A 22,118-nucleotide genomic window follows, 5' to 3' on the forward strand; every position below is an offset into this window, starting at 1 on the left:
CCTCGTTAGTATGGAGGGGTACAACATTTAAACCGCCAGTCAGGTATACACTTATCAGCAACCCCGCCGCCTGCTACTTCTAGACAGCAAAAAGATTGCATGGAAAACGGAAACGAAATTATAGTTAACAGCTGGGCTGAAGTGCAGTCCGCTTTGTTTGATCATAGCTGGAACGAGCACATCAAGCGCTTCCGCTCCTCATATGTATACCGCGGCAGTTGGAGCAAGGGCTATGACCTGAGCACCAGCCTCACCCGACTGGGGAGCCGCTACCACGAATTAGAGCCGCACATTCTGCGCAACTTCCGGAAGTATGCCCACAGCAACGCCGCGCCCGGCGACTCGGTCTGGAACTGGCTGGCCGTGGCACAGCATCATGGCCTCCCGACCCGCCTGCTCGACTGGACCTACTCGCCCTACGTAGCGCTTCACTTTGCCACCCAAAACCTGGACAGCTACCACGAAGACGGCGCCATCTGGTGTGTGGATTACGTAAAGGCCAATGATTTCCTGCCATTAAAGCTCCAGACTGCCATCAAGGAAGAAGGCTCCAACGTGTTCACGCCCGAGATCCTGCAGCCCGTCTGCTCATCACTCAAAGAGCTCTCCCTGTTGCAGCCAGAGGAGTTTGTGGTGTTTCTGGAACCGCCATCGCTGGACGAGCGCATTGTGCACCAGTACGCCCTGTTCTCGCTTATGTCGAATGCGAGAGCCAATATGAGCCAGTGGCTGGAGCAACACCCCGAACTGTATTTCAAAGTCATTATACCGGCTGGGCTCAAGTGGGAGATTCGGGACAAGCTGGACCAGGCCAACATCACCGAGCGGGTGCTCTTTCCGGGTTTGCAGGGTCTGAGCCAATGGCTGAAGCGGCATTACACCCACGAATAAGTTTTTTACTAAAAAAGGAGGCTCAGGCGCTGTATCCTCATGAAATATCTATACTTTAATAGATATTTACACTGATTACGTATACCTGAGACATGAACCCCTTTTTGCCCCGTACACATGAAGCAATCAAACGCTTCATGCTGAATCACTTACCTCCCTACTCCCTAAAAAAACACCTGAAACCTGCCGCTGCCGTGCTTGCGGCCACCCTGCTACTTGGCTCTGCCTCCTGCACTCAGGATAAGGAAGTCCACTCAGCCACACTGCCAGCCTCCGCTGAAAACTACACAGTGCCGGCGCAGCCAACCGACAGCACCAGTACGGCCTCTACAGACACGCTGGCAGCACAGACACCAACTGTCGCAGTAAAGACAGACACTACTGCGGTGACGCCCGTTGTATACCCTGGACCCGAGCCGCTGCCGGGTGCCATTCTGCCGCACAAGCGTATTCTGGCCTATTATGGCAACCCGCTGTCGAAGCGCATGGGGATACTGGGCGAATACCCGGTGGAGGAAATGCTCAGCCGTCTGGACGCAGAAGTAGCTAACTGGACCAAAGCCGATTCACTGACGCCGGTGCAGCCCGCCCTGCACGCCATTGTGGTAACGGCGCAGGGGCACCCCGGACGTGGCGACAAGTACCGACTGCGCATGACAGACAAGATGATTGAGGATGTGCTGGAAATGGCCAAACAGCGCGACGCCATTGTGTTTCTGGACGTGCAGGTAGGCCGCAGCACGCTGCCGGAAGAATTGCCACGCCTGACCCAGTTCCTGAAGCTGCCGAACGTACACTTAGGTATAGACGCCGAGTTTGCGATGAAGGAGGGCGAAGTGCCCGGCAAGAAAATCGGCAGCTTCGACGCCGAGGACATCAACTACGCCACCGGCCTGCTGGCTGACATTGCGAAGGAACATAACCTGCCGCCTAAATTGCTGATCGTGCACCGCTTCACGCAGCGTATGATCCAGAACTCCCAGGACATCAAACTAAGGCCGGAGGTACAGGTTGTGATGCACATGGACGGCTGGGGACCGCCTGCACTTAAGAAAGACACGTATCGTCGCTTCATCGCCAAGGAGCCAGTGCAGTTCACAGGCTTCAAGGTGTTCTACAAGAACGACACCCGCAACAACTCCCGCCTGATGACACCGGAGGAGATTCTCAAACTAAACCCAAAGCCACTGTACATCCAGTACCAGTAAAACTAAAAAGAGCGTAGCTGGCAGCTACGCTCTTTTTAGTTTGTCTTTCATCCAGTTGTCTACCAAATCCACCAGTTTGGGATTAAACCTGGGCTGGAAAGTATCGCTTTCCGCACTCTCACGCCTTTTCAGGTACTCTTCCATCGTGCCCACTTCCATAAAACCATGGTCCGTGCGGGGCAGAAACGCATAGGTCGCTTTACCGGGATAGTAGCTGTTCACGAGGTTCACCACCAGCTGCGCTCCCTCCGGGTCTAAGGCAGGCACATCGGCCTCTCCGTAAATAGCCAAGGTATAAGCATTGGCATCGCGCCAAGCCTCGTTCATAGGCAGGTCCTGCAGGTCTTGCAGAAAGGTATAGTGGCGGCCATACAAGTGCCCCTGTCCGTCGTAGTCCATAATATTCTCCAGCGCAGCCCGGTAATTGGGGTTCTGTGCCAGTTCCTCAGGTTTCTTCTTCTGAATCATGAATTCGTAGAGCAAAGGTACCACCGTGCGCATGTCCTGGTCTACCTGCACATAGTCAGTGCCCAGGAGCGTGCGCTGGTCGCGGTATACCTCCAGCAGATATTCGAACCAGGGCTTGCCTGTAATGCCGTACACCATCAGGCCCTTCACTTTCTCGCGGGCCGCCATCAGCGGCGCGGTATTACCACCCAGCGAGTGACCGAACAGAAACACATTATCCGGATCAACGCTAGGGTCCTGCTTCAGCAGCTTCAGGCCAGCAGTAAAGGCCTCCAGTTCTTCCTGGTAACCGATCTCGGTACAGGGCTTACTCCCCTGGCTGTCGCCGGAGCCGGGCTTGTCCATTCTGAAAACGGCATAGCCGCGGGCCACCAGCTCGTCGATCAGTTGCCGCTGCGGGTCTTCGGCCGGCAGATTGTCCAGGCTGCTGCAGCCATAGCCCTGTACAAAGAATACCGCCGGGAAGCGTCCCTTCCCCTTCGGCTTTTTAAGGATAGAGCGTGCATAGCGATTGTCTGCCAACGGCACTTCGCCATACCTTACATCCGCATTCGGGTCAGTTTCAAACGGCATGGGTTGCACCTTTCCCTTCACCGTGGTGCGCCTGCCCTTGCGGGTAAGATCGAGCGCCAGCGGCTCGCCTGTGCGAAACTGGCGGGCCAGGGCGGGCACGTCCATAAAATTGTTGACCGGCGTGCCGTTGACGCGAACGATCACATCGCCGGCTTGCAGCTTGAGCGCAGCGGCCGTGCTGTTGGGGATGACGCGTCTCACAAAAGCCCCCTGGGTGCCGGGCAGTTTATCGGATTTGGCCAGCGAGTCTGAGACTGCGGACACCTGCACCCCCAGAAAAGGTCGGCGCTGCAGATGCTGTCCCCACACCGAACTGCAGGCGCAGAGCCAGCAAACGAAAAGCAAGCTAACTGTTATTTTCATAGTCAGATGGAATAGTGACTAATTTACGTTGTAAAATGAAACGCTGAAGCAGGGCAAAGTTCAAAATGTCCGCTTTTAACTAAACTTTAACCTTTTTGCCTAAAAAGGCTTTCAGATTCTGAGAAATAATGCCGAAATTATCAGCATATCGGCACGCAAGCGAAAAATTTAAAATTTTCGGGATTAGGAGTGAGTAAAAAGGCCCGGATTTTGCGTTACAGGTATAAGATCAAAAAACAATGCACTTATAAAGCCAGAAGGGCTATAGGCGCCAGAAACCACAAAAGCAGGGAATCATGACGCAATTGTTCAAGCTCTCTAATCTGACTACGTTTCTAGTTCGGTTCATCCAGATCATCATCGTGTTCCCGATGGCGGTCCTCATTAGTTTCTACCTTCCACCCATCAGCTTCATCGACTACGAGCTGAACTTCCTGCTGTGCGTGATACTGGCGGCCATCGTCTCGGTGATTGTGACCAGCATCAATAAAAAGCTTATCCTGCTGACCTTTGTGGGCATCATGGGCGCCATGTTCTTCAACAGCACCTTCGACGACTATACCGTAGAAAACCTGTACGCTGACTACAACGCCATGCTGGTGAACATGACCAGCAATTCCAGCAAGGTATCTTACTTTAAGCCCGTAAAAGGCACTTATTTCCAGGAGCGTCGCGTGAAGAGCGCCATGCAGCCGACCCACCCGGCCGTGCGGTCCTTTGCCGTGGAGCACTCTACCCGCTATTTCCATGACGAGTATTACCGCAAGTATGGCAAAATGGTGCGCTATTTCTCGCTCTTCAAGCACGTGCGCAACAGCTGGCGCTACGTAAACGACCCGCTCGGTCTCGACTACTACTCCCCTCCCACCGAGAGCATCAAGCTACTGGCTGGCGACTGCGACGACTATGCCATCCTGATGGCCTCTTCTATTATGGCCATCGGCGGGGAGGCCCGCATCGTGATCTCGCCCAACCACATGTACACGGAAGTGAAGATGGGAACCGTAGAGGACCTGGACAAAGTAAGTTATGCCGTGCGCTCGCTTTTCCCGGATGAGGTGACGGGCGGTAAGATCCACTTCCACGAAACGAACGGGGAGCTTTGGATCAACTTCGACTACACAGCCGGCTATCCGGGCGGTCCGTTTCTGGAGCCTGAACTTTATAGTGTGATCAACTTTACCAACTCCTGAGTATAACCTATACCTGACCACACAGCTATTTTTTTGGATTTATCGTACAAATGCTGCAGCCGCTTGATTAGCGGCTGTTTATTTTCTATACTTACCACCCACAGCATAAAACGAACGAAAGACCTATGCCCAAAATCCTGATTATAGATGACGAACGGGCCATTCGCAGCACCCTCAAAGAGATTCTGGAGTTTGAGAACTACACGGTAGACGAAGCCGAGGACGGTCAGAAGGGATTGCAGCACATCAGCAAAACGAAATACGACGTCGTGCTCTGCGACATCAAAATGCCAGGTATGGATGGCATCGAGGTGCTGGAAAGAGCCATGGAAATGGCGCCGGACACGCCTTTCATCATGATCTCGGCGCACGGCACCATCGACACGGCGGTTGAAGCCACCAAAAAAGGCGCCTACGACTTCCTACAGAAACCACCGGATCTGAACCGCCTGCTCGTGTCGGTGCGCAATGCGCTGGACAAGTCAAAGCTGGTGACCGAAACCAAGATCCTCAAAAAGAAAATATCGAAGACCTACGAAATGGTGGGCACTTCGGAAGCACTGGGCCGCGTCAAGCAAGCCATCGAAAAGGTAGCCCCGACCGATGCCCGCGTGCTGATCACGGGCCCGAACGGATCGGGCAAAGAGCTGGTGGCGCGTGCCATACACGAGCACAGCAACCGCGCCCAAGGCCCTTTGATCGAGGTAAACTGTGCGGCTATACCGAGCGAACTGATCGAGAGCGAATTGTTTGGCCACGAAAAAGGCTCTTTCACCTCGGCCGTGAAGCAGCGCATCGGTAAGTTTGAGCAGGCCAATGGCGGCACCCTCTTCCTGGACGAGGTGGGCGACATGAGCCTGTCGGCACAGGCCAAGGTGCTGCGCGCCCTGCAGGAGCACAAGATCACGCGCGTGGGCGGCGACAAGGATATACAAGTGGATGTGCGCGTGCTGGCCGCAACAAACAAAAACCTTTTGGAAGAGATCGAAGCCAAAACGTTCCGCGAGGACTTGTACCACCGCCTAGGGGTGATTCTGGTGCACGTGCCGCCGCTGAATGAGCGACGCGAGGATATACCTGATCTGGTGCAGAAATTCCTGCAGGACATCGCCAACGACTACGGCAACAAAGCCAAGACCATTACCCCGGATGCGCTCGAATACCTGAAGCAACTCGACTGGCGCGGCAACGTGCGCGAGCTGCGCAACGTGGTGGAGCGCCTCGTGATCATGAGTGGCCAGGAAGTGACCCTGGAAGATGCCAAAGCCTATGCCCGCCCAGCTGTGGCGTAAAAAACTGTTTACTGTTCCTAATTATACTGTTCTCACTAATGCACAAGGCCCCGACCAATTGGTTGGGGCCTTGTTGTTTTATGGCTCAGGCAGCCGCTTTGTCCTGTTTCAGCATACAGCAGTACTTATACTTGTTCCCGCTGCCGCAAGGGCAAGGCTCGTTGCGGCCCAGGCGCTTGCCATAGGGGTTGAGCAGTTGCCGGAAATTGATGCGGAACCTTCTTTTGGGGTTCTGTTTGAAAACCTTTGTTAGCAGCTCGTACAGGCGCGGGTGCTTTTCAGCCAATTGCTCGGGCTTCTCAAAAAAGTACTCGGTCACCACCGCAAAAAACTCCGCCTCGCTGGTCGCGCCGTAATCGTCTATATCTGACTTGCCCTTTTCAATCTGACTGATTTTGCGGTACATAAGCTCTTTCCAGGGTCGCACCAGGTCATCAGGCAGATAAGCTTCAGGCACGCCGTCGATCTCCCCGTCGGCCTGGTCGAGCATGTGGGCAAACTCGTGTATACCTACGTTCTTGCGGTCGGCCATGTCATTAAATCCTTGCTCCAGCGCCGGCTTCGACAAGGTCACATAATGGTCGTTCTGGAAAGGATTCACGCGCCCCAGCACCTCCGCCACCGCTTCGTTGTCCTCGTACTTATACCTGTGGATGCTGCCCGGAAACACGAGCACCTCGCCCAGGTTATGATACTCCCAGTCCTTGAAACCAAAAATAGGGATTACGGCACTGGCGCCCACCAGCACTTTGGTGGTGTCGTCTACCCGGGTGTCTATACCTGTAATCCGCTTTTCGGACACAAAAAGCAGCAGCATTCTTTCAAACCGCTCCTTTTCTTCGTCAGTCTTGAGGGTATGGTAAAAGCCCACCCGATCCTGCAGAATCTTGCGCCACTCGGCCGGAAAGCCTCGCTTTAGAATTTCTTTTCGATGTCGCTCCTTGCGGGTGGCCCACCTGTAAAACAGCAGGAGCATACCTGCCACTAGTGCAATAAAAAATAAATAACCCATGGGCAGCTTAAACGTCAGATTGTTACTTTGGATGTCAAACGACCAACAGGTTGCAACCCCGGATATCGGAGTTGTCGAAGCGGCCCAGCACTTCGAAGGTGCCGTCTGGCTTTAGCCTGCCGATGTCTTTGGTCTCGAGAAAAGCACAGGAGTCGACATTGGCCAAGTCGATGATGTTGATGCCGCCTGTGCGCATGTCTGGCCGGATGTCGAAAGGATCGTTGAGGTCGCGCAAAAGCACGCGCAAGGTATAGCCCGGATGGAAAAAGCCGTCGCCCAGCGAATAGGCCTGCGACAAAAGCTCCGTCATGCCGTACTCTGAGTGAATCGCCTCCACACCAAAGCCCTGTTTTAGGTAGGTGTGCAGTTCTTCCCGGATCATCTCGCGGCGGCGGCCCTTCATCCCACCGGTCTCCATGATAGTCACGTGGCTGAAGTCTTCCCTACCCTGCAGTTCGTCGGCCCAGTCAAGCAAGGCGTAGGACACCCCGATCAGCAGCACTTTCTTTCCCTTCTGTTGCGCTGCTTTGACAGTTTGCAGCAGCTGGTCGTGGTTGCGCAGGTAAAAGCCCTCCTCCTCCTGCCCCGACTGTTTCACAAAATAATCGACCATGGCCACGAGCGACGAGCCGCCCTGCTCCAGGTATGAGGGCAGCAGCGCGAGCACCACGTAGTCGGTCAACGGGCCATAGAACGACTCGAAAATGCGCTGTGTGGTGCGCAGGTATAGATCCAGGCTGGCGACTTGGTGGCGACTGCGGGTCATCTGGGTGGTACCGCTGCTGTAAAAAGTCACCTCCGGCTCAAATGCGCCGGTCTTCACCTCGTGTGTTTTGAAGAACTCGATCGGCAGGTATGGGATGTCCTCCAGCCGTGTCACCGACTCCGGACTGCGTCCTAAATGTTGCAGATAGTCGCTGTAAACGGGGTTATGCGCGGATTGGTACCTGAACAGCGCCAGGGCAGTTTTCTCAAAATTGAAGGGTTGGTCAGCTGCTAAAAGCTGGAGATGTCGGGCTTTGAAGTCCATCCAAATTATTTATAACAATTCCTGTATCTGTTCGTTTGATTTAGTAAATTTAGCTTCATTTTCTGAGATCCCACATGAGATACATGCTAAAGTATGGTGCGGCCTGCCTGCTGTTGGGGCTAGCCCTTAGCTCCTGCCGCAAAGAACCTGTCTATGACGTAGTGCCTCAGATCGAGTTCAGGCGCGTAGAGCAGTACCATTTTGTGGACACCCCCTTCCCTCAGAGACCGGATATCACCTCTTTACGCGATTCGATTGTGTTGGTCATTGGTTTCAAGGACGGTGACGGCAACCTAGGCCTCTCGAGCAACCGTGAGTCGCAGGATTTTCAGCCGCCATTTAATGAGGGATCTGAGTTCGAACAGAATTTTCATACCGTGATGTACATCAAAGAGCAGGACCCCGATAACCCGAGCAATTCCCGCTTCGTGCCCTACCCTTTCCCGGTACCTGGCTTTCAGTTCTCGGGCCGCTTCCAGCGACTTTCCGCAGACGATCGCCCAGAGCCTTTGGAAGGTGAAATCAAGTACAGCATCAACGAGATCAACGCATCAGAATTTGCGCTACTCAAACCCGGTACCGTAATCAAGTTCGACATCTTTATTTACGACCGCACCACCCCCGTTCCCCATCGTAGCAATACTGTGACGACAGACGAAATAACGCTGTTTCAGCCGACAGGCGAGTAGGAATCAGGTATAGAAAATGCACCAGGCCTTGTATCGATTGGTACAGGGCTTTTCTTTTTTATGCAGTTACAGCACGAAAGGGTTCTAGCCAGTGAAATAAGTTAGCTTGCTAATTTGCCATGGAAGCCGCTATACCTGGGCCATTCTTATCCCTTAGCAGAGACACTGTCCCCTTCATGGTAAAAGGCGAGTTGCTATACCTTTATTGCAGGTATAGCAACTCGCCTTATGCTCTGTGTCAGAAATTAGTCCGACTTAGTAAATCACCGGATAAGCTTTCGGGTCTGCTTCGTGCATGATCTCGTACACCGCTTCGAATACATCCTCCGTGTTTGGCTTGGAGAAGTAATCGCCGTCGGATGAGTATGGAGGTCGGTGTGCGTGCGCTGACAGGCACTGCGGTTTGGAGTCGAGGTAGCGCCAGGCACCCTGCTCGTCCACTACCTGCTGCATCATGTAGGCAGTGGCACCTCCCGGTACGTCCTCGTCAGCGAACAGAACGCGGTTGGTCTTGCGGATCGAATCGGTGATCGAATGCTCGAGGTCAAACGGCAGCAGCGACTGCACGTCGATCACCTCGGCAGAGATTCCGAACTCCTCCAACTGACGGGCAGCTTCCATCACGATGCGGCACATAGAGCCATAGGTCACGATCGTAACGTCTGTACCTTCCTTCAGCACTTCCGGCTTACCCAGTGGTACAGTCAGTTCCCCGATGTTGCTAGGTATACGCTCCTTCAGGCGGTAGCCGTTGAGGCACTCAATCACCAGCGCCGGCTCGTCGGACTTCAGCAAGGTATTGTAGAAACCGGCTGCCTGCGTCATATCGCGCGGAACGAGCACGTGCATACCTCTCAGGCTGTTCAGGATCATACCGATCGGAGAGCCAGAATGCCAGATACCCTCCAGGCGGTGACCACGGGTACGCACGATCAATGGTGCCTTCTGTCCGCCTTTGGTGCGGTACTGCAGACAGGCTACGTCGTCAGACAGAATCTGGATCGCATATAATAAATAGTCGAGGTACTGGATCTCGGCAATCGGACGCAGACCACGTAGGGCGGCGCCTATACCTTGTCCCACGATCGTGCACTCGCGTATACCGGTGTCAGTCACGCGCAACTCGCCGTGTTTTTCCTGCAGACCGGCAAAGGCCTGGTTTACGTCGCCGATACGGCCCACATCTTCGCCGATGGCAAACACACGCGGGTCACGGGCCAGCATAGCATCAAAGCAAGCCTGCAGTACTTCGCGGCCGTCTACCTGCGGTGCGTCTTCGGCGCACTCAGGCTTCACTTCTTCTACCAACAGAGCTGCCTCGTCGGACTGGCTATATAAATAAGAGTTAAAGCGATCAGTATTTTCGCCCAGCGTCTGCTCCAGCCAGCCTACCAGTTCGCGTTTGGCTTGGTTGTTTTCGTCGCGCACATAGCGCAACACCTTGCGTACGGCTCTCACGGCATCGCTGCGAATAGGAGCGGATACTTTGCGCAGTTCTTCCGTAATAGTGGCGATCTCGGTGATGTGCTCGCTGGCAGTCGCCAGGTTGTCCATCAAGCGCAGCGCTTCTTCCTGGTCGGCCTTTATACCTTCGGCAAAGGCGTTCCAGGCTGCGCTGCGTGCCTGGCGAACAGTTTCTTTTGCTTCTGCCTCGATCTGATCTAGCTGCTCAGCCGTGGCCACGCCAACGCTCAGCATCCATTCGCGCATCTTCACCAGGCAGTCGTTTTCGGCTTCCCAGGCCAGGCGGTCTTTGGACTTATACCTTTCGTGCGATCCCGAAGTAGAGTGTCCTTGTGGCTGTGTCATTTCCTCTACGTGCACCAGTACCGGCACATGCTCTTCGCGGCATACCTTTACAGCTGCCTCGTAGGTTTCGCAAAGCGCCAGGTAGTCCCAGCCCTTCACTTTAAATATCTCGTAGCCCTGCTCCTCGCGGCTGTTGCGCTGGAAACCGGCCAGAATTTCTGAAATACTGCCTTTGGTGGTCTGGTACTCAGCCGGCACCGAAATACCATAGCCATCGTCCCAAACCGATACCAGCATCGGCACCTGCAGCACTCCGGCTGCGTTGATGGCCTCGAAGAACATGCCCTCTGAAGTAGAGGCGTTGCCGATCGTACCAAACGCTACCTCGTTGCCGTTCACCGAAAACTGCTGCATACCCTGCAGTTCCGGGTTCTGGCGGTAAAGTTTGGAGGCATAGGCCAGCCCCACCAGGCGAGGCATTTGGGAGGCAGTGGGTGATATGTCGGAGCTGGAGTTTTTCTGCTCCATCAGGTTTTTCCATTTTCCCTCCTCATCAAGTAGGCGGGTGCCGAAGTGTCCGTTCATGGCGCGGCCCGCTGTAGAAGGCTCTGCGTCAACATCGGGGTGTGCGTATAGCTGTGCAAAATATTGTTGGAGCGTCAGTTCGCCAATGGCAAACATGAAGGTCTGGTCGCGGTAGTAGCCGGAGCGGAAGTCGCCGTTCTGGAAGAACTTGGCCATGGCCAGCTGGGCCACTTCTTTTCCGTCTCCGAAAATACCGAACTTGGCTTTGCCCATGAAGACCTCTTTTCGGCCTGCAAGGCTTGCCTGCCGGCTCTCCCACGCAAGGCGGTAGTCGTCAAGTATCTCTTGGGTGCTTAGTCGTTGAGTTATAGATGCTTCAGCAGTTTGCATGTCTTGTCTGTGTAAGCTTATTGTGGAATTTCTCTTCAAAAGTACAGATTTTTGGCCTAAAATCAAATTTGAGGCACTGCGCAGACGGACTCGCGCCTACGTGTTGACTTGTCTTTTTATTTAAAAAAATGATATCTTTGTTTGCATAAATCCCTTTTTACAAGTCGCAAAATTTCTTTAATTCGCATTATGAACAGAAAATTTTACTTACTCACGGCACTTAGCCTCTTGCTGGCTGGATTCTCAGCTCAGGCACAAGCCGTATTAAAGATTGAGAAAGAAACCCATGACTTTGGCACATTTGCCGAGGGTGTGATTGCTTCCCACGATTTTGTAGTGAAGAACGTAGGCGACAAGCCTCTGGTTATAACCCAAGTTCAGCCTTCATGCGGCTGTACTACCCCAGACTGGACCAAAGACCCAATTATGCCGGGCAAGACGGGTGTCATCAAAGCGGCTTACAACAGCAACGGCCGTCCGGGACCCTTTCATAAGTCTATTTCGATCGTGTCTAATTCCGAGCAGCCACATGGCGTTATTTTCATTAAAGGAGAGGTTGGACCAAAAGATTTAAAAACCAGCTACACGCCGGAACAAAAAGCAAATTCACCGCGTTTGGCTGTTGGAACTACTTCACACAGCTTCGGAAAACTTGAAAAAGGACAAAAAGCCGTGGCAAAGTTCACAATCAAAAACACCGGTCGGCAGGACCTGGTGGTGCAGGGCGTGAAGTCAAACTGCAACTGTGTGACCTACAAAGTTTCGCAGCCGGCAATAAAACCAGGACAGCAGGCAACTTTGGAACTAACCTATATTCCTACGATGTTAAAGGAGCAAAATGAGGTAGTAACCATTGTTTCGAATGATATAGTAATGCCAGACCTGAAGCTCACGCTGAAGGCAAATGTGGTAGAGAGTCTGGCTCAAAAGAATATGTTAAGGGAGGGCAATCAGCCGGTACCTTTCAGATAGTTTTTTTCATAGTTTTATTTTGTACTAATGGCAGTGATTCTATCGCTGCCTTTTTTCATTTTATACCCTTCCATCAAAAAGTCGCCAGCGGAGCAGGGTGCAATTTCAAAGTAGCCGGACGCTGCCAGACAGGCGCAACCCCAAAAGCGCCGCTTCCTAGCCCTATACCTCTCCCCTCTCCTTTTCCAAGACACTTTAAATCAACCAACTGCAGCCGTTCTAACATTGTTAGAGCAGGTTTTGTGTTTAGCCTTTTATTTCAAGATAGATATGGTATATTTGCGCAGCTTTTCCAATAACTAATACTATAAGAAATAACGACATGATTATTGGTGTTCCAAAGGAAATCAAGAATAACGAAAACCGCGTAGGCGTAACTCCTGCCGGCGTGGTGGAACTGGTGCGCAACGGCCACACCGTGTATGTACAGGCTACTGCCGGTGAGGGCAGCGGTTTTCCAGACGACATGTATGCCCAGGCTGGCGCTACGATCCTGCCAAACATTGAGGAGGTATACGGCATCGCGGAAATGATCATCAAGGTGAAAGAGCCGATTGAGTCAGAGTACAACCTGATCAAAGAAGATCAGTTGCTGTTCACTTATTTCCACTTCGCCTCGCATGAGCCGCTTACCAACGCCATGATCGAGCGTAAGGCAGTTTGCTTGTCGTACGAAACGGTGGAGCGCGCTGACAGAAGCCTTCCATTGCTGGTACCAATGTCAGAGGTTGCCGGTCGTATGTCCATTCAGCAGGGAGCCAAGTACCTGGAGAAACCATTGAAAGGCCGCGGCATTTTGCTAGGTGGCGTACCGGGTGTTCGTCCGGCCAAAGTGATGATCCTGGGTGGTGGCATCGTGGGTACCAATGCAGCCAAGATGGCGGCAGGTATGGGTGCTGATGTAACGATCCTGGACACGAACCTGGCCCGTCTGCGCTACCTGGACGATATCATGCCAGCCAACGTGAACACCTTCATGTCTAACGAATACAACATCCGCGAACTGCTTCCGACGCACGACCTAATTATTGGTGCTGTGTTGATCCCGGGTGCGAAGGCCCCTCGCCTGATCACACGCGAAATGCTGAAGGAAATGCGTCCAGGTACTGTGGTGGTAGACGTTGCTGTTGACCAGGGCGGTTGTATCGAAACCTGCAAGCCGACTACGCACGAAAATCCGACTTTCATCATCGATGATGTGGTGCATTACTGCGTAGCCAACATGCCGGGTGCCGTACCTTACACTTCCACACTGGCGCTTACCAACGCTACCCTGCCTTACGCGATCCAACTCGCTAACAAAGGCTGGAAGAAGGCTTGTGCTGACAGCGAAGAGCTGAAGAAAGGCCTGAACGTGGTGCAGGGCAAAGTGGTGTACAAAGGTGTGGCAGAAGCCTTCAACCTGGACTACACAGAAGTAAACGCTGTTCTGTAATCAAGGTATAGCCTGACTATATGATATAGAGCGCCTTCCTGAGCTGATCGGGAAGGCGCTCTTCTTTTCCGCCATTTACCAAAAGCGCACCAATTTCCATACCTTTGTGTTTTAATGCCGGCCCGCCTCCGCCGCTGGGGTGGCCTATACGCTAAGACTCGCTTTTCATACAATGTTTGACAGTTCCTTTCAACTGCTGCTGCGGCGCTTAGGGCTTGTGTTTTTGCTCTATACCTTGCTGCGGGCTGTTTTCTTTATATTCAACTTCGATCACTTTGCCGAAGCCTCTGCCGGTCAGGTGGCGCTTGCATTTGTGCACGGCCTTCGTTTCGACGTGGCGGCTCTCGTTGTCATCAACTCGCTTTTTATACTCCTGTCGCTCCTGCCGCATGGCAATCTGCAGCACCCCTCCTACCAAAAGACGCTTCGGTGGCTCTTTGTGCTCACCAATGCGCCTTTCATCGCGCTGGCGCTGGTGGATGTGGAGTTTTTCAAATTCATCGGCCGTCGGTCGGGCAACGAGGTGCTTACCATCACGGGTGATGTGCTAGCACAACTAGGGCAGCTGGCCAGCTACTACTGGTATATGGGTATTGGTTTCGTGGCTTTGGTGATTGCGCTGTTCAAGCTATACCCTACATCGGCTGCTATACCTGATCAGCAACCTAAGCTCGGGCTCCGCTACCTGCGCCTGCTGCTGGTTGCTGGGTTTGTGGTATTAGGTATACGGGGCGGCATTCAGCTAAAACCCTTACGACCGGCGCATGCGTTTGTGCACGAGCACCCGTCACTTGGTCACCTCTCGCTCAATACGCCTTTCACCTTTATCAGAAGCATCGGCAAGACCACCCTGGAAGAAAAGCATTTTTTTACCTCTGACGAGGAATTGCTGGCCAATCTGCCCGTAAAGCCGGGCCAGTATGCTATACCTGCCGGTGAGCCGCTACAGGAAAATGTGGTCCTGATCATTCTGGAAAGCTTTGCCTCGGAGTATGTGGGCGCCCTGAATAATGGCGAAGGCTATACCCCCTTCCTGGATTCGTTAGCAACTGAGGGATTGCTGTTCCGAAACAGCTTTGCCAACGGCCGCAAGTCCATCGAGGCGCTGCCGTCCATTTTGTCGGGTCTGCCTTCGCTCCTGCCTGATCCTTACATTACGTCACCATACCAGTCTAACACGGTGTACAGCGCCGGGCACCTGCTGCGGAACGCGGGCTATGCCACAGCCTTTTTCCATGGCGCGACCAATGGCACGATGGGTTTTAATCAATACACCCAGATGGCAGGTATACAGCACTATTTTGGCCTGGATGAATACCCGTCTGAACTCCAGGCAGCAGATTTTGATGGCAACTGGGGCATTTTCGACGAGCCATACCTGCAGTATACGGTGCATGAGATGAGCAAATTCCCGCAGCCCTTCTTTAGTACGGTTTTCACGCTCAGCTCTCACCAGCCGTATACGGTGCCGGCCCAGTACAAAGGCAAATTCCCAAAAGGCGAACTGGAGATACACGAGTCGGTGGGCTACGCCGATCATGCCTTGCGGGAGTTTTTTAAGACGGCTTCCCAGCAGCCCTGGTACGAAAACACGCTGTTTATACTGGTGGCCGACCACACCCAGAAAAGCATCCGGCCAGAGTACCAAAACGAACTGGGCTACCACCGGGTGCCGCTCATGCTCTTCCATCCTGCCAAAAAGTTGAAGGCGGATGTGCAGAAAGTAACGCAGCACGCCGACATCCTGCCGACCATGGTGGACTACCTGCGTCTGCCAACCGACAACCTGATGCTCTTTGGCCAGTCGGTGCTCGACAGCTCCGCCACTGGGCATGCGCTGCTCTACAATGGCGTTTCGTATTTTATGGTACAGCCGGATGGCGTGGCTGAGCTGACGGCAACCGACGAACTGCGTTCCTATACCTTCCCGGAGATGGCGCCTGCCGATAAAGCCAACGCCCAGCACGGATCGCAATTGAAAGCTTACGTGCAGTACTTCAAAAACAAAATGGTAGCAAACGACTTATACTTCTGGCAACGGGAAAAATAGTTGGATAGGTGGTAGCTATACCTTGTGAAGGTGGCTATACCTCGGCCTCGAAACTCGGTATACCTTGCAGGGGTGTAAATTGACGCGTCTCGAAATCAACTTCCCAGCAGTAGTGCTCCAGGCCGTTGGTGATGACCACATACCTGGCCTGCAGCACCTGGTTGTAAACCGACACCTGCCTAACCACCTCCTGCGTAATGGGCACATGCGCGGCTTTGCACTCCACCAGCAGGTAAGGTTTGCCGGATTGATCGTACACGCACATATCAGTGCGTTTCTGCAACTTGTTGTAGGTGGTGCCCCGTTCAATACTGATAAGGCTTTTCGGATAGCGGTGCGTGCCGATCAGGAAATGCACAAAGTGCTGCCGCACCCATTCTTCCGGCGTTAGCAGCACATATTTCCGGCGCAGCGCATCAAATATCATGACATTAGCGCCAGAATGCTTAATTTTGTAGTCAAACGTCGGTAAGTTCAGCATTTCCATACCGCAATTTACCGATTTTAGAGCCTCCGCCCCAGCAAACTCCCTTGCGAAGGCGGCTTTTTTATACCTAATTACTTATATTTAAAACATGAAGACCAAAGAAGAAATTGTAGGCGACTGGTTACCAAGGTATACCGGTGTACCTTTGGACGAATTTGGCGAGTATATCCTGCTCACTAACTTTATCAATTATGTGCGTATGTTCGCCGACCGGTTCGGCGTGGAGATAAAAGGCCTGGACAAACCGATGCAGACGGCTACGGCCAACAACATCACCATCATCAACTTCGGTATGGGCAGCGCCATGGCGGCCACCGTGATGGACCTGCTGTCGGCCATTAAACCAAAGGCGGCCCTGTTCCTGGGCAAGTGCGGCGGTCTGAAGCGCAAAACAGCCATCGGCGACCTGATTCTGCCCATCGCGGCCATTCGTGGCGAGGGTACATCCGACGATTATTTGCCACCAGAAATTCCGGCTCTGCCGTCGTTCCGTCTGCAGCGAGCCGTTTCGTCCATGATCAAAAAACACGAGATGGACTACTGGACCGGTACAGTCTATACCACCAACCGCCGCGTTTGGGAGCACGACGAGGACTTTAAAGAGTACCTGCGCCAGATCCGCGCCATGGGCATCGACATGGAGACTGCCACGATCTTTACTGTCGGTTTCATCAACGAAATTCCGCACGGCGCCCTGCTGCTTGTGTCAGACAACCCGATGATTCCGGAAGGTGTGAAGACATCAGAAAGCGACAAGCTCGTGACCACTAATTATGTAGAAAAGCACCTCAGTATAGGTATAGATTCTCTGATCGAACTCATCAACTCCGGTGAGTCGGTGAAACACATGCGTTTCGAATAAGCACAATACATGAAAAAAACACTACGCTCTTTTGCAGCCGCTGCCCTGCTGGGCCTCACTCTCCTGAGCAGCTGCAACTCCACCAGCTCCGGCAACGAGCCGGTTGACCTGATCGTCTACAATGGCAACGTGTATACGGTGAACGAAAATTTCGACCAGGCCGAGGCATTTGCCGTGAAGGACGGCAAGATCGTAGCCGTGGGCACGACAGCCGATATCCGGGCCAGGTATAGCGCCACCGAAGAACTCGACGCCGAGGGCAAAACCATTTACCCGGGCCTGATTGATGGGCACGCCCACTTCTACCGGTATGGGTTAGCACTGCAGTCAGCGGATCTGGTGGGTACCACCTCTTTTAAGGAAGTGGTGCAGAAGGTAGTGGACCAACAAAAGGCTTACCCGGAGGCGGACTGGATCACGGGGCGCGGCTGGGACCAAAACGACTGGGCCGTGAAGGAATTCCCGACCAAAGACACCCTGGACCAGCTCTTCCCGGACACGCCCATCATCCTCACCCGCATTGACGGTCATGCTGCGCTGGTAAACCAGAAAGCTTTGGATCTGGCCGGCATTACACCGCAGACCAAGATGGTAGGCGGATTGGTGGAAGTGGAAGGCGGCAAGATGACCGGTATTCTGGTGGACAACGCCATTGACCTGGTGAGCTCCAAAATACCGGCACCCGACGAGCAGGAACAGCGTCAGGCGCTGATCAATGCTGAGAAGAATTGCTTTGCGGTGGGCCTCACCTCGGTAGCCGATGCCGGTCTCGACAAATCGACCGTCGACCTGATGGATGCCATGCACAAGAGTGGTGACCTGCGTATGCGCGTGTATGCCATGATGAACCCCGGCAAAACAAACCAGGACCATTACTTTGCGAACGGACCTTATAAGACAGACCGCCTGAATGTGCGCTCTTTCAAGGTATACTCCGATGGCGCACTGGGCTCACGTGGTGCCAGCCTCCTTAAACCTTATAGTGATAAGCATGGCCATTATGGTTTCCTGCTGGCTTCTGAGCAGGAGTTCCGTACTCTGGCAGCGCTGATGAACCAACACGGTTTTCAGATGAATACTCACGCCATTGGCGACTCGGCCAACCGTCTGCTGCTCGACATCTACGGAGAGGTGCTGAAGGAGAAGAACGACAAGCGCTGGCGCATTGAGCACTCCCAGATCATCAACCCTGCTGACATGGACAAGTTTGGCAGGTATAGCGTGCTGCCTTCTGTGCAACCGACGCATGCCACATCCGACATGTACTGGGCGGGTGACCGCCTGGGCAAGGAACGCATCGCACACGCCTACCCCTTCAAGCAACTACTCGACCAGAACGGTTACATCCCGCTGGGCAGTGATTTCCCGGTAGAAGATATCAACCCGATTTATGGCTTCCATGCCGCAGTAGCGCGTCAGGATGGTGAGAACTGGCCGGAAGGCGGATTCCAGATGGAAAATGCCCTGAGCCGCGAAGAAGCCTTGCGTGGTATGACGATCTGGGCTGCAAAAGCCGCTTTTGAGGAGAAGGAAAAAGGCAGCATCGAGCCCGGCAAGTTCGCCGACTTCATTCTAGTAGACCGCGACCTGATGAAAATACCAAACGACCAGATGCGCGGTTTGCAAGTACTCCGCACCTATGTGAATGGTGTAGAGGTATACAAAAAGTAAAAAGTTTAGGAGTTGGGGAGTTTGAGAGTTTAGGAGTTAGAAAGGTAGAGCTTGTAGGGACTGGTCGCGACCTGTCCGAAACGTGCACCAAAAACTATCTGAATCAGGATTTACAGGATTAAAGGATTCACAGGATTCACTATTTATAAAAGATTCGGTTTAAAACACTTTGCGGTAATCCTGAAAATCTCAAAATCCTGATTCAGACAAAAAACAGAAACGGCAGCCCAATCAGGCTGCCGTTTCTGTTTTCTATACCTTTCCTATACCTAGCTTACCACAGCCTCAGCTTCACCTTGCGGTTCCAGCGATATTTTGCCTTTAATCAGGGACAGAAAGATTAGGCCGAGGGCGAAGAAAATGATCAGCGCCAGTATGCTGTAGCGCATAGAGCCCGTAATTTGGGCAATGGCACCATAAGCCAGCGTACCGAGCATGATGGAGACCTTCTCGGTGATGTCGTAGAAACTGAAATATGAAGCGTGGTCTTTGGTGGTGGCAGGAATCAGCTTAGAGTAAGTCGAGCGGGAAAGCGACTGTATACCCCCCATAACGGACCCTACCACGGCCGCCAACACATAAAACTCAAAAGCAGTTTTTGTGAAATAAGCTGCGATGCAAATGCCGATCCAGATGCTAACGGCGACGATCAAGGCCCTGATGTTGCCATACCTGCTAGAAAGAGCGGCAAAGCCGTAGGCACCCGCAATGGCCACCAGTTGAATGATCAGGATGGTGATGATCAGGTTGTCACTTGGCAGTTTCAACTCTTCTATTCCGAAAATGGTGGCCACATACATCACGGTCTGCACCCCCATGTTAAAAAAGAAATAAGCCAGCAGGTAGCGCTTGAGCAGTCGCAGCTCCTTTACCTGGTTCAGCACTTTTTTGAGCTCCTTCACGCCATTCAGCACCCAACTGCCCTGGGGGTTTTTCTGGTACACATTGGCAGGCAAGTGGTAAAAAGTATACTGTGCAAAGCCAAACCACCAAAGGCCGGTGGTCAGAAAAGCGATGCGTGGTGCCAGACTGGTGTTGTCGGCGGCAATGCCAAACCATCCGGGCTTCAGGATCATGGCCAGGTTAAAGAGCAGCAACAGCACGCTGCCTACATAGCCCATCGCAAACCCACGGGCGCTCAGGCGGTCATACTGGTCTTCAGTGGCGATCTCGGGCAGGTATGAGTTGTAAAACACAATGCTACCCGTAAAACCGATGGAGGCGAGCATGAACAGTACGACGGAGATAGAGAACGTCTCCCTGGTAAAGAAGTACAGGCTGGCACAGGAAATAGAGCCCACGTAACAAAACAGCTGCATGAACAACTTCTTCCGTCCACTATAGTCTGCTATGGCCGTCAGGAAGGGGTTCATGAGCACGATCAGCAGAAACGAACCCGAAACAGCGTAGGAAAACAAAACCGAACTCTGCAGCTCAAACCCAAAGAAATTAACCAGGGTAGAGCCCGTGCTCGGATGTTTGGAGACCGCGCTGTAGTAGATCGGAAAGATCGTAGAAATAATAACGAGCGAGTACACCGAGTTGGCCCAATCATACACGCACCAGGCTCTGGTAATGGTGGGGTTATTTTTTTGCATAGCTGAAATATAGCAAAAATATTCACTTAGCGGGTGCGCACTTTTGCAGTCGCCTCAGCCTTTGCCAAAATCTGCAGAATCAGGTCCCACAAATGCTCATACGGGACGATCTCGATCTCTGCGTAGGCATCTCCGGGTGCGGGCGTATCCATCAATTTCTTGTAAAGTGATTCCCCTTTCGTCCGGCACATCTCTGCATCGTAGTCCTCCGTTACGGTCAATACCAGCAGTTTTAGGAAAAGCTTACTACGCAGGCTAAAGGCATCTTTTAAGTGCGTGGACACATATTTCTTAATGCTTTCAATACGGTACAGGAGTGCTTCTGTCTCCCCGCGCTCGAGCAGGTAGATGAACTGCAGTGTGAGAATGGCCACATTGAAGCCCAGTTTGTCTTTGCTATACTCCGGCAGCGAAAGCAGGTAAGGATTGTTGGCCTCCCCTTCCGGAACAGTCGCCTGCGGGTACACCAACCTGAAATAGGAACGATACAACACCCAGCGTTCTTTGGCGCTGGTAGGGATGATGTGAAAAGAAGAATTATCGAATATTTTTCGCTGCAGGATGTCTCCTAATTCATATTGCTGGGCGTGTACTGCCAGCAAAAAGTAGTTTTCCATATAAGAAAACCAGTTGACTGAAGTCGGGTTGTACAGTTGCAAATTCTTTTCAGCATATGCCAATCCATCGATATAGTCCTTGGCTCTCAAGTGAGCGTATACCATGATGAAGTTATTGTAGGTCAGATCGAAACGGTGCACGTTGATTTTATTACGGTCAACCAGACTCAGGGCATCTACCGTTATTGCAATGATTTCCTTAAAGTTTCCTTCAAGCTCATGGTACCAGATGTAAGTCCGATAGTAAGCATAGTAGGAGCTGAATGTGTCGGACCCCTTCCATAATCTCTCCAGCTTCTCGATAATTTCCGGCAGATGTGGCAAAAACTCTTTTCTGGTCTTAGTTGACTTGCGCAGCTGAACAGTGGCATGCTGAAACGTAGAGACGGCTTCCCTTTCCATTACGAAGTGGCTCATGGCCGTCTTAAGCTCTTCTTGAGCAGCTGTGAACTTCTTTATAAAACCCTGTTCCGAGTAACTTAGGCTCAGCAGTTCCAGCGCAGATACTTTCAAATCAGTAAAGTCAAACTCTTGTGCTATCAGCAGTGCCTTACTGGCCAGGCTTATAACCAGGTCAAACTCGTAGCGGGCTCGCACAATGTTTGCCTGGTAGATCAAGCTGTTGCACTGTATTTCCTTCTGGCGTACATGATTGGCTGTGACTTTTTGCGGATCCACATAATTTAGCTCATTGAAAAGCTTCTTTTTAACCCGATGCTTTAGCATTTTATACCTCACATCATTGGGGTTAGCATCATACAGATCTTTTGCTGCCTGCTTATCAGAGGTGTATTTTCCTAGCTGTATGCCTTCTATAAATTTCTTCTCCTTCACACTCTGCTTGGGCATGTCCAGCAGCGCGGTTTCTGCCTGACTACAGGAAAGAACAATGTCAATCAATTTTTTTACTTCTTTCATGTAAAAGATTAACTAAAAACTCTATATATTAGAAATCCGTTAGCCTTTCAAACACTCTTGGAGCCCTTTTTAACGCTAAACCTGAGTATTTTCTACCTTATTTTGACATAAAGTAACACAACTAA

17 protein-coding genes are annotated in these 22,118 nt (G+C 52.4%); 10 read left to right on the forward strand and 7 right to left on the reverse strand.

What is annotated here, in order from left to right; all coding sequences use genetic code 11:
• The first annotated feature begins 99 nt into the window (after window positions 1–99).
• Both B0B12_RS05605 and B0B12_RS05610 read left to right on the forward strand, forming a co-directional pair.
• Window positions 100–891, forward strand: a complete 792-nt coding sequence (locus tag B0B12_RS05605) for an FRG domain-containing protein (protein ID WP_076666468.1) — start codon at window positions 100–102, stop codon at window positions 889–891.
• Window positions 892–1,028: 137 nt separating this feature from the next.
• Window positions 1,029–2,099: a hypothetical protein gene (locus tag B0B12_RS05610; protein ID WP_076667706.1), complete on the forward strand. Its 1,071-nt coding sequence runs from the start codon at window positions 1,029–1,031 to the stop codon at window positions 2,097–2,099.
• A gap of 24 nt (window positions 2,100–2,123) precedes the next feature.
• Here B0B12_RS05610 and B0B12_RS05615 read toward each other — a convergent pair whose 3' ends face one another.
• Complete coding sequence (locus B0B12_RS05615) at window positions 2,124–3,503, reverse strand: alpha/beta hydrolase family protein (RefSeq protein WP_076666469.1); 1,380 nt, start codon at window positions 3,501–3,503, stop codon at window positions 2,124–2,126.
• A 296-nt stretch (window positions 3,504–3,799) separates the two neighbouring features.
• Here B0B12_RS05615 and B0B12_RS05620 point away from each other — a divergent pair, with 296 nt between their 5' ends.
• Window positions 3,800–4,696, forward strand: a complete 897-nt coding sequence (locus B0B12_RS05620) for a transglutaminase domain-containing protein (protein ID WP_076666470.1) — start codon at window positions 3,800–3,802, stop codon at window positions 4,694–4,696.
• Between the two features lie 125 nt (window positions 4,697–4,821).
• On the forward strand, window positions 4,822–5,988 hold the full coding sequence (locus tag B0B12_RS05625; RefSeq protein ID WP_076666471.1) for a sigma-54-dependent transcriptional regulator: 1,167 nt from the start codon (window positions 4,822–4,824) through the stop codon (window positions 5,986–5,988).
• Between the two features lie 85 nt (window positions 5,989–6,073).
• On the opposite strand, the gene B0B12_RS05630 is transcribed toward B0B12_RS05625, so the two are convergent.
• Both B0B12_RS05630 and B0B12_RS05635 read right to left on the reverse strand, forming a co-directional pair.
• A complete protein-coding gene (locus B0B12_RS05630; RefSeq protein ID WP_076666472.1) occupies window positions 6,074–7,000 on the reverse strand; it encodes a zinc-dependent peptidase in 927 nt (308 codons plus the stop codon).
• 34 nt (window positions 7,001–7,034) lie between these two features.
• Entirely contained in the window at window positions 7,035–8,030 is a 996-nt protein-coding gene (locus B0B12_RS05635; RefSeq protein ID WP_076666473.1) for an acyl-CoA synthetase family protein, read from the reverse strand.
• 74 nt (window positions 8,031–8,104) lie between these two features.
• Between B0B12_RS05635 and B0B12_RS05640 the strand changes: the two genes are divergently transcribed.
• Window positions 8,105–8,719: a hypothetical protein gene (locus B0B12_RS05640; RefSeq protein WP_076666474.1), complete on the forward strand. Its 615-nt coding sequence runs from the start codon at window positions 8,105–8,107 to the stop codon at window positions 8,717–8,719.
• Between the two features lie 255 nt (window positions 8,720–8,974).
• Here B0B12_RS05640 and B0B12_RS05645 read toward each other — a convergent pair whose 3' ends face one another.
• Window positions 8,975–11,383: an alpha-ketoacid dehydrogenase subunit alpha/beta gene (locus B0B12_RS05645; protein WP_076666475.1), complete on the reverse strand. Its 2,409-nt coding sequence runs from the start codon at window positions 11,381–11,383 to the stop codon at window positions 8,975–8,977.
• Window positions 11,384–11,572: 189 nt separating this feature from the next.
• On the opposite strand from B0B12_RS05645, the gene B0B12_RS05650 reads away from it, so the two are divergent.
• The 3 genes from B0B12_RS05650 to B0B12_RS05660 all read left to right on the forward strand — a co-directional run bounded on the left by B0B12_RS05650 (window position 11,573) and on the right by B0B12_RS05660 (window position 15,840).
• Window positions 11,573–12,355 (forward strand): DUF1573 domain-containing protein, encoded by a 783-nt coding sequence (locus B0B12_RS05650; RefSeq protein WP_076666476.1) that lies wholly within the window; start codon window positions 11,573–11,575, stop codon window positions 12,353–12,355.
• Window positions 12,356–12,677: 322 nt separating this feature from the next.
• A complete protein-coding gene (gene ald, locus B0B12_RS05655) occupies window positions 12,678–13,790 on the forward strand; it encodes an alanine dehydrogenase (protein WP_076666477.1) in 1,113 nt (370 codons plus the stop codon).
• Window positions 13,791–13,962: 172 nt separating this feature from the next.
• Window positions 13,963–15,840, forward strand: coding sequence for an LTA synthase family protein (locus tag B0B12_RS05660; protein WP_076666478.1), 1,878 nt, complete (start codon window positions 13,963–13,965; stop codon window positions 15,838–15,840).
• A gap of 34 nt (window positions 15,841–15,874) precedes the next feature.
• On the opposite strand, the gene B0B12_RS05665 is transcribed toward B0B12_RS05660, so the two are convergent.
• Complete coding sequence (locus B0B12_RS05665) at window positions 15,875–16,327, reverse strand: type I restriction enzyme HsdR N-terminal domain-containing protein (RefSeq protein ID WP_076666479.1); 453 nt, start codon at window positions 16,325–16,327, stop codon at window positions 15,875–15,877.
• An 88-nt stretch (window positions 16,328–16,415) separates the two neighbouring features.
• Here B0B12_RS05665 and B0B12_RS05670 point away from each other — a divergent pair, with 88 nt between their 5' ends.
• Both B0B12_RS05670 and B0B12_RS05675 read left to right on the forward strand, forming a co-directional pair.
• Window positions 16,416–17,189 carry an AMP nucleosidase gene (locus B0B12_RS05670; RefSeq protein WP_076666480.1) on the forward strand — a complete coding sequence of 258 codons (774 nt, stop codon included), beginning with the start codon at window positions 16,416–16,418 and terminating at the stop codon, window positions 17,187–17,189.
• A 9-nt stretch (window positions 17,190–17,198) separates the two neighbouring features.
• Complete coding sequence (locus B0B12_RS05675; RefSeq protein WP_076666481.1) at window positions 17,199–18,860, forward strand: amidohydrolase; 1,662 nt, start codon at window positions 17,199–17,201, stop codon at window positions 18,858–18,860.
• A gap of 269 nt (window positions 18,861–19,129) precedes the next feature.
• Here the strand turns inward: B0B12_RS05675 and B0B12_RS05680 are convergent, their stop codons facing one another.
• Window positions 19,130–20,458, reverse strand: a complete 1,329-nt coding sequence (locus tag B0B12_RS05680; protein ID WP_076666482.1) for an MFS transporter — start codon at window positions 20,456–20,458, stop codon at window positions 19,130–19,132.
• Window positions 20,459–20,484: 26 nt separating this feature from the next.
• Window positions 20,485–21,993, reverse strand: a complete 1,509-nt coding sequence (locus tag B0B12_RS05685; protein ID WP_076666483.1) for a hypothetical protein — start codon at window positions 21,991–21,993, stop codon at window positions 20,485–20,487.
• Window positions 21,994–22,118 lie beyond the last annotated feature (125 nt).

Source organism: Pontibacter indicus, assembly GCF_900156345.1.
In the GTDB taxonomy this organism is placed as follows: Bacteria; Bacteroidota; Bacteroidia; order Cytophagales; family Hymenobacteraceae; genus Pontibacter; species Pontibacter indicus.

What these genes read in the sequence shown, in the direction of transcription:
- B0B12_RS05650 (WP_076666476.1), top strand. Translation starts at nt 11,573, where the DNA reads ATGAACAGAAAATTTTACTTACTCACGGCACTTAGCCTCTTGCTGGCT.
- B0B12_RS05640 (WP_076666474.1), top strand. Translation starts at nt 8,105, where the DNA reads ATGAGATACATGCTAAAGTATGGTGCGGCCTGCCTGCTGTTGGGGCTA.
- B0B12_RS05630 (WP_076666472.1), bottom strand. Translation starts at nt 7,000, where the DNA reads ATGGGTTATTTATTTTTTATTGCACTAGTGGCAGGTATGCTCCTGCTG.
- B0B12_RS05680 (WP_076666482.1), bottom strand. Translation starts at nt 20,458, where the DNA reads ATGCAAAAAAATAACCCCACCATTACCAGAGCCTGGTGCGTGTATGAT.
- B0B12_RS05675 (WP_076666481.1), top strand. Translation starts at nt 17,199, where the DNA reads ATGAAAAAAACACTACGCTCTTTTGCAGCCGCTGCCCTGCTGGGCCTC.
- B0B12_RS05615 (WP_076666469.1), bottom strand. Translation starts at nt 3,503, where the DNA reads ATGAAAATAACAGTTAGCTTGCTTTTCGTTTGCTGGCTCTGCGCCTGC.
- B0B12_RS05625 (WP_076666471.1), top strand. Translation starts at nt 4,822, where the DNA reads ATGCCCAAAATCCTGATTATAGATGACGAACGGGCCATTCGCAGCACC.
- B0B12_RS05635 (WP_076666473.1), bottom strand. Translation starts at nt 8,030, where the DNA reads ATGGACTTCAAAGCCCGACATCTCCAGCTTTTAGCAGCTGACCAACCC.
- B0B12_RS05620 (WP_076666470.1), top strand. Translation starts at nt 3,800, where the DNA reads ATGACGCAATTGTTCAAGCTCTCTAATCTGACTACGTTTCTAGTTCGG.
- B0B12_RS05670 (WP_076666480.1), top strand. Translation starts at nt 16,416, where the DNA reads ATGAAGACCAAAGAAGAAATTGTAGGCGACTGGTTACCAAGGTATACC.
- B0B12_RS05660 (WP_076666478.1), top strand. Translation starts at nt 13,963, where the DNA reads ATGTTTGACAGTTCCTTTCAACTGCTGCTGCGGCGCTTAGGGCTTGTG.
- B0B12_RS05645 (WP_076666475.1), bottom strand. Translation starts at nt 11,383, where the DNA reads ATGCAAACTGCTGAAGCATCTATAACTCAACGACTAAGCACCCAAGAG.
- B0B12_RS05605 (WP_076666468.1), top strand. Translation starts at nt 100, where the DNA reads ATGGAAAACGGAAACGAAATTATAGTTAACAGCTGGGCTGAAGTGCAG.
- ald (WP_076666477.1), top strand. Translation starts at nt 12,678, where the DNA reads ATGATTATTGGTGTTCCAAAGGAAATCAAGAATAACGAAAACCGCGTA.
- B0B12_RS05610 (WP_076667706.1), top strand. Translation starts at nt 1,029, where the DNA reads ATGCTGAATCACTTACCTCCCTACTCCCTAAAAAAACACCTGAAACCT.
- B0B12_RS05665 (WP_076666479.1), bottom strand. Translation starts at nt 16,327, where the DNA reads ATGGAAATGCTGAACTTACCGACGTTTGACTACAAAATTAAGCATTCT.
- B0B12_RS05685 (WP_076666483.1), bottom strand. Translation starts at nt 21,993, where the DNA reads ATGAAAGAAGTAAAAAAATTGATTGACATTGTTCTTTCCTGTAGTCAG.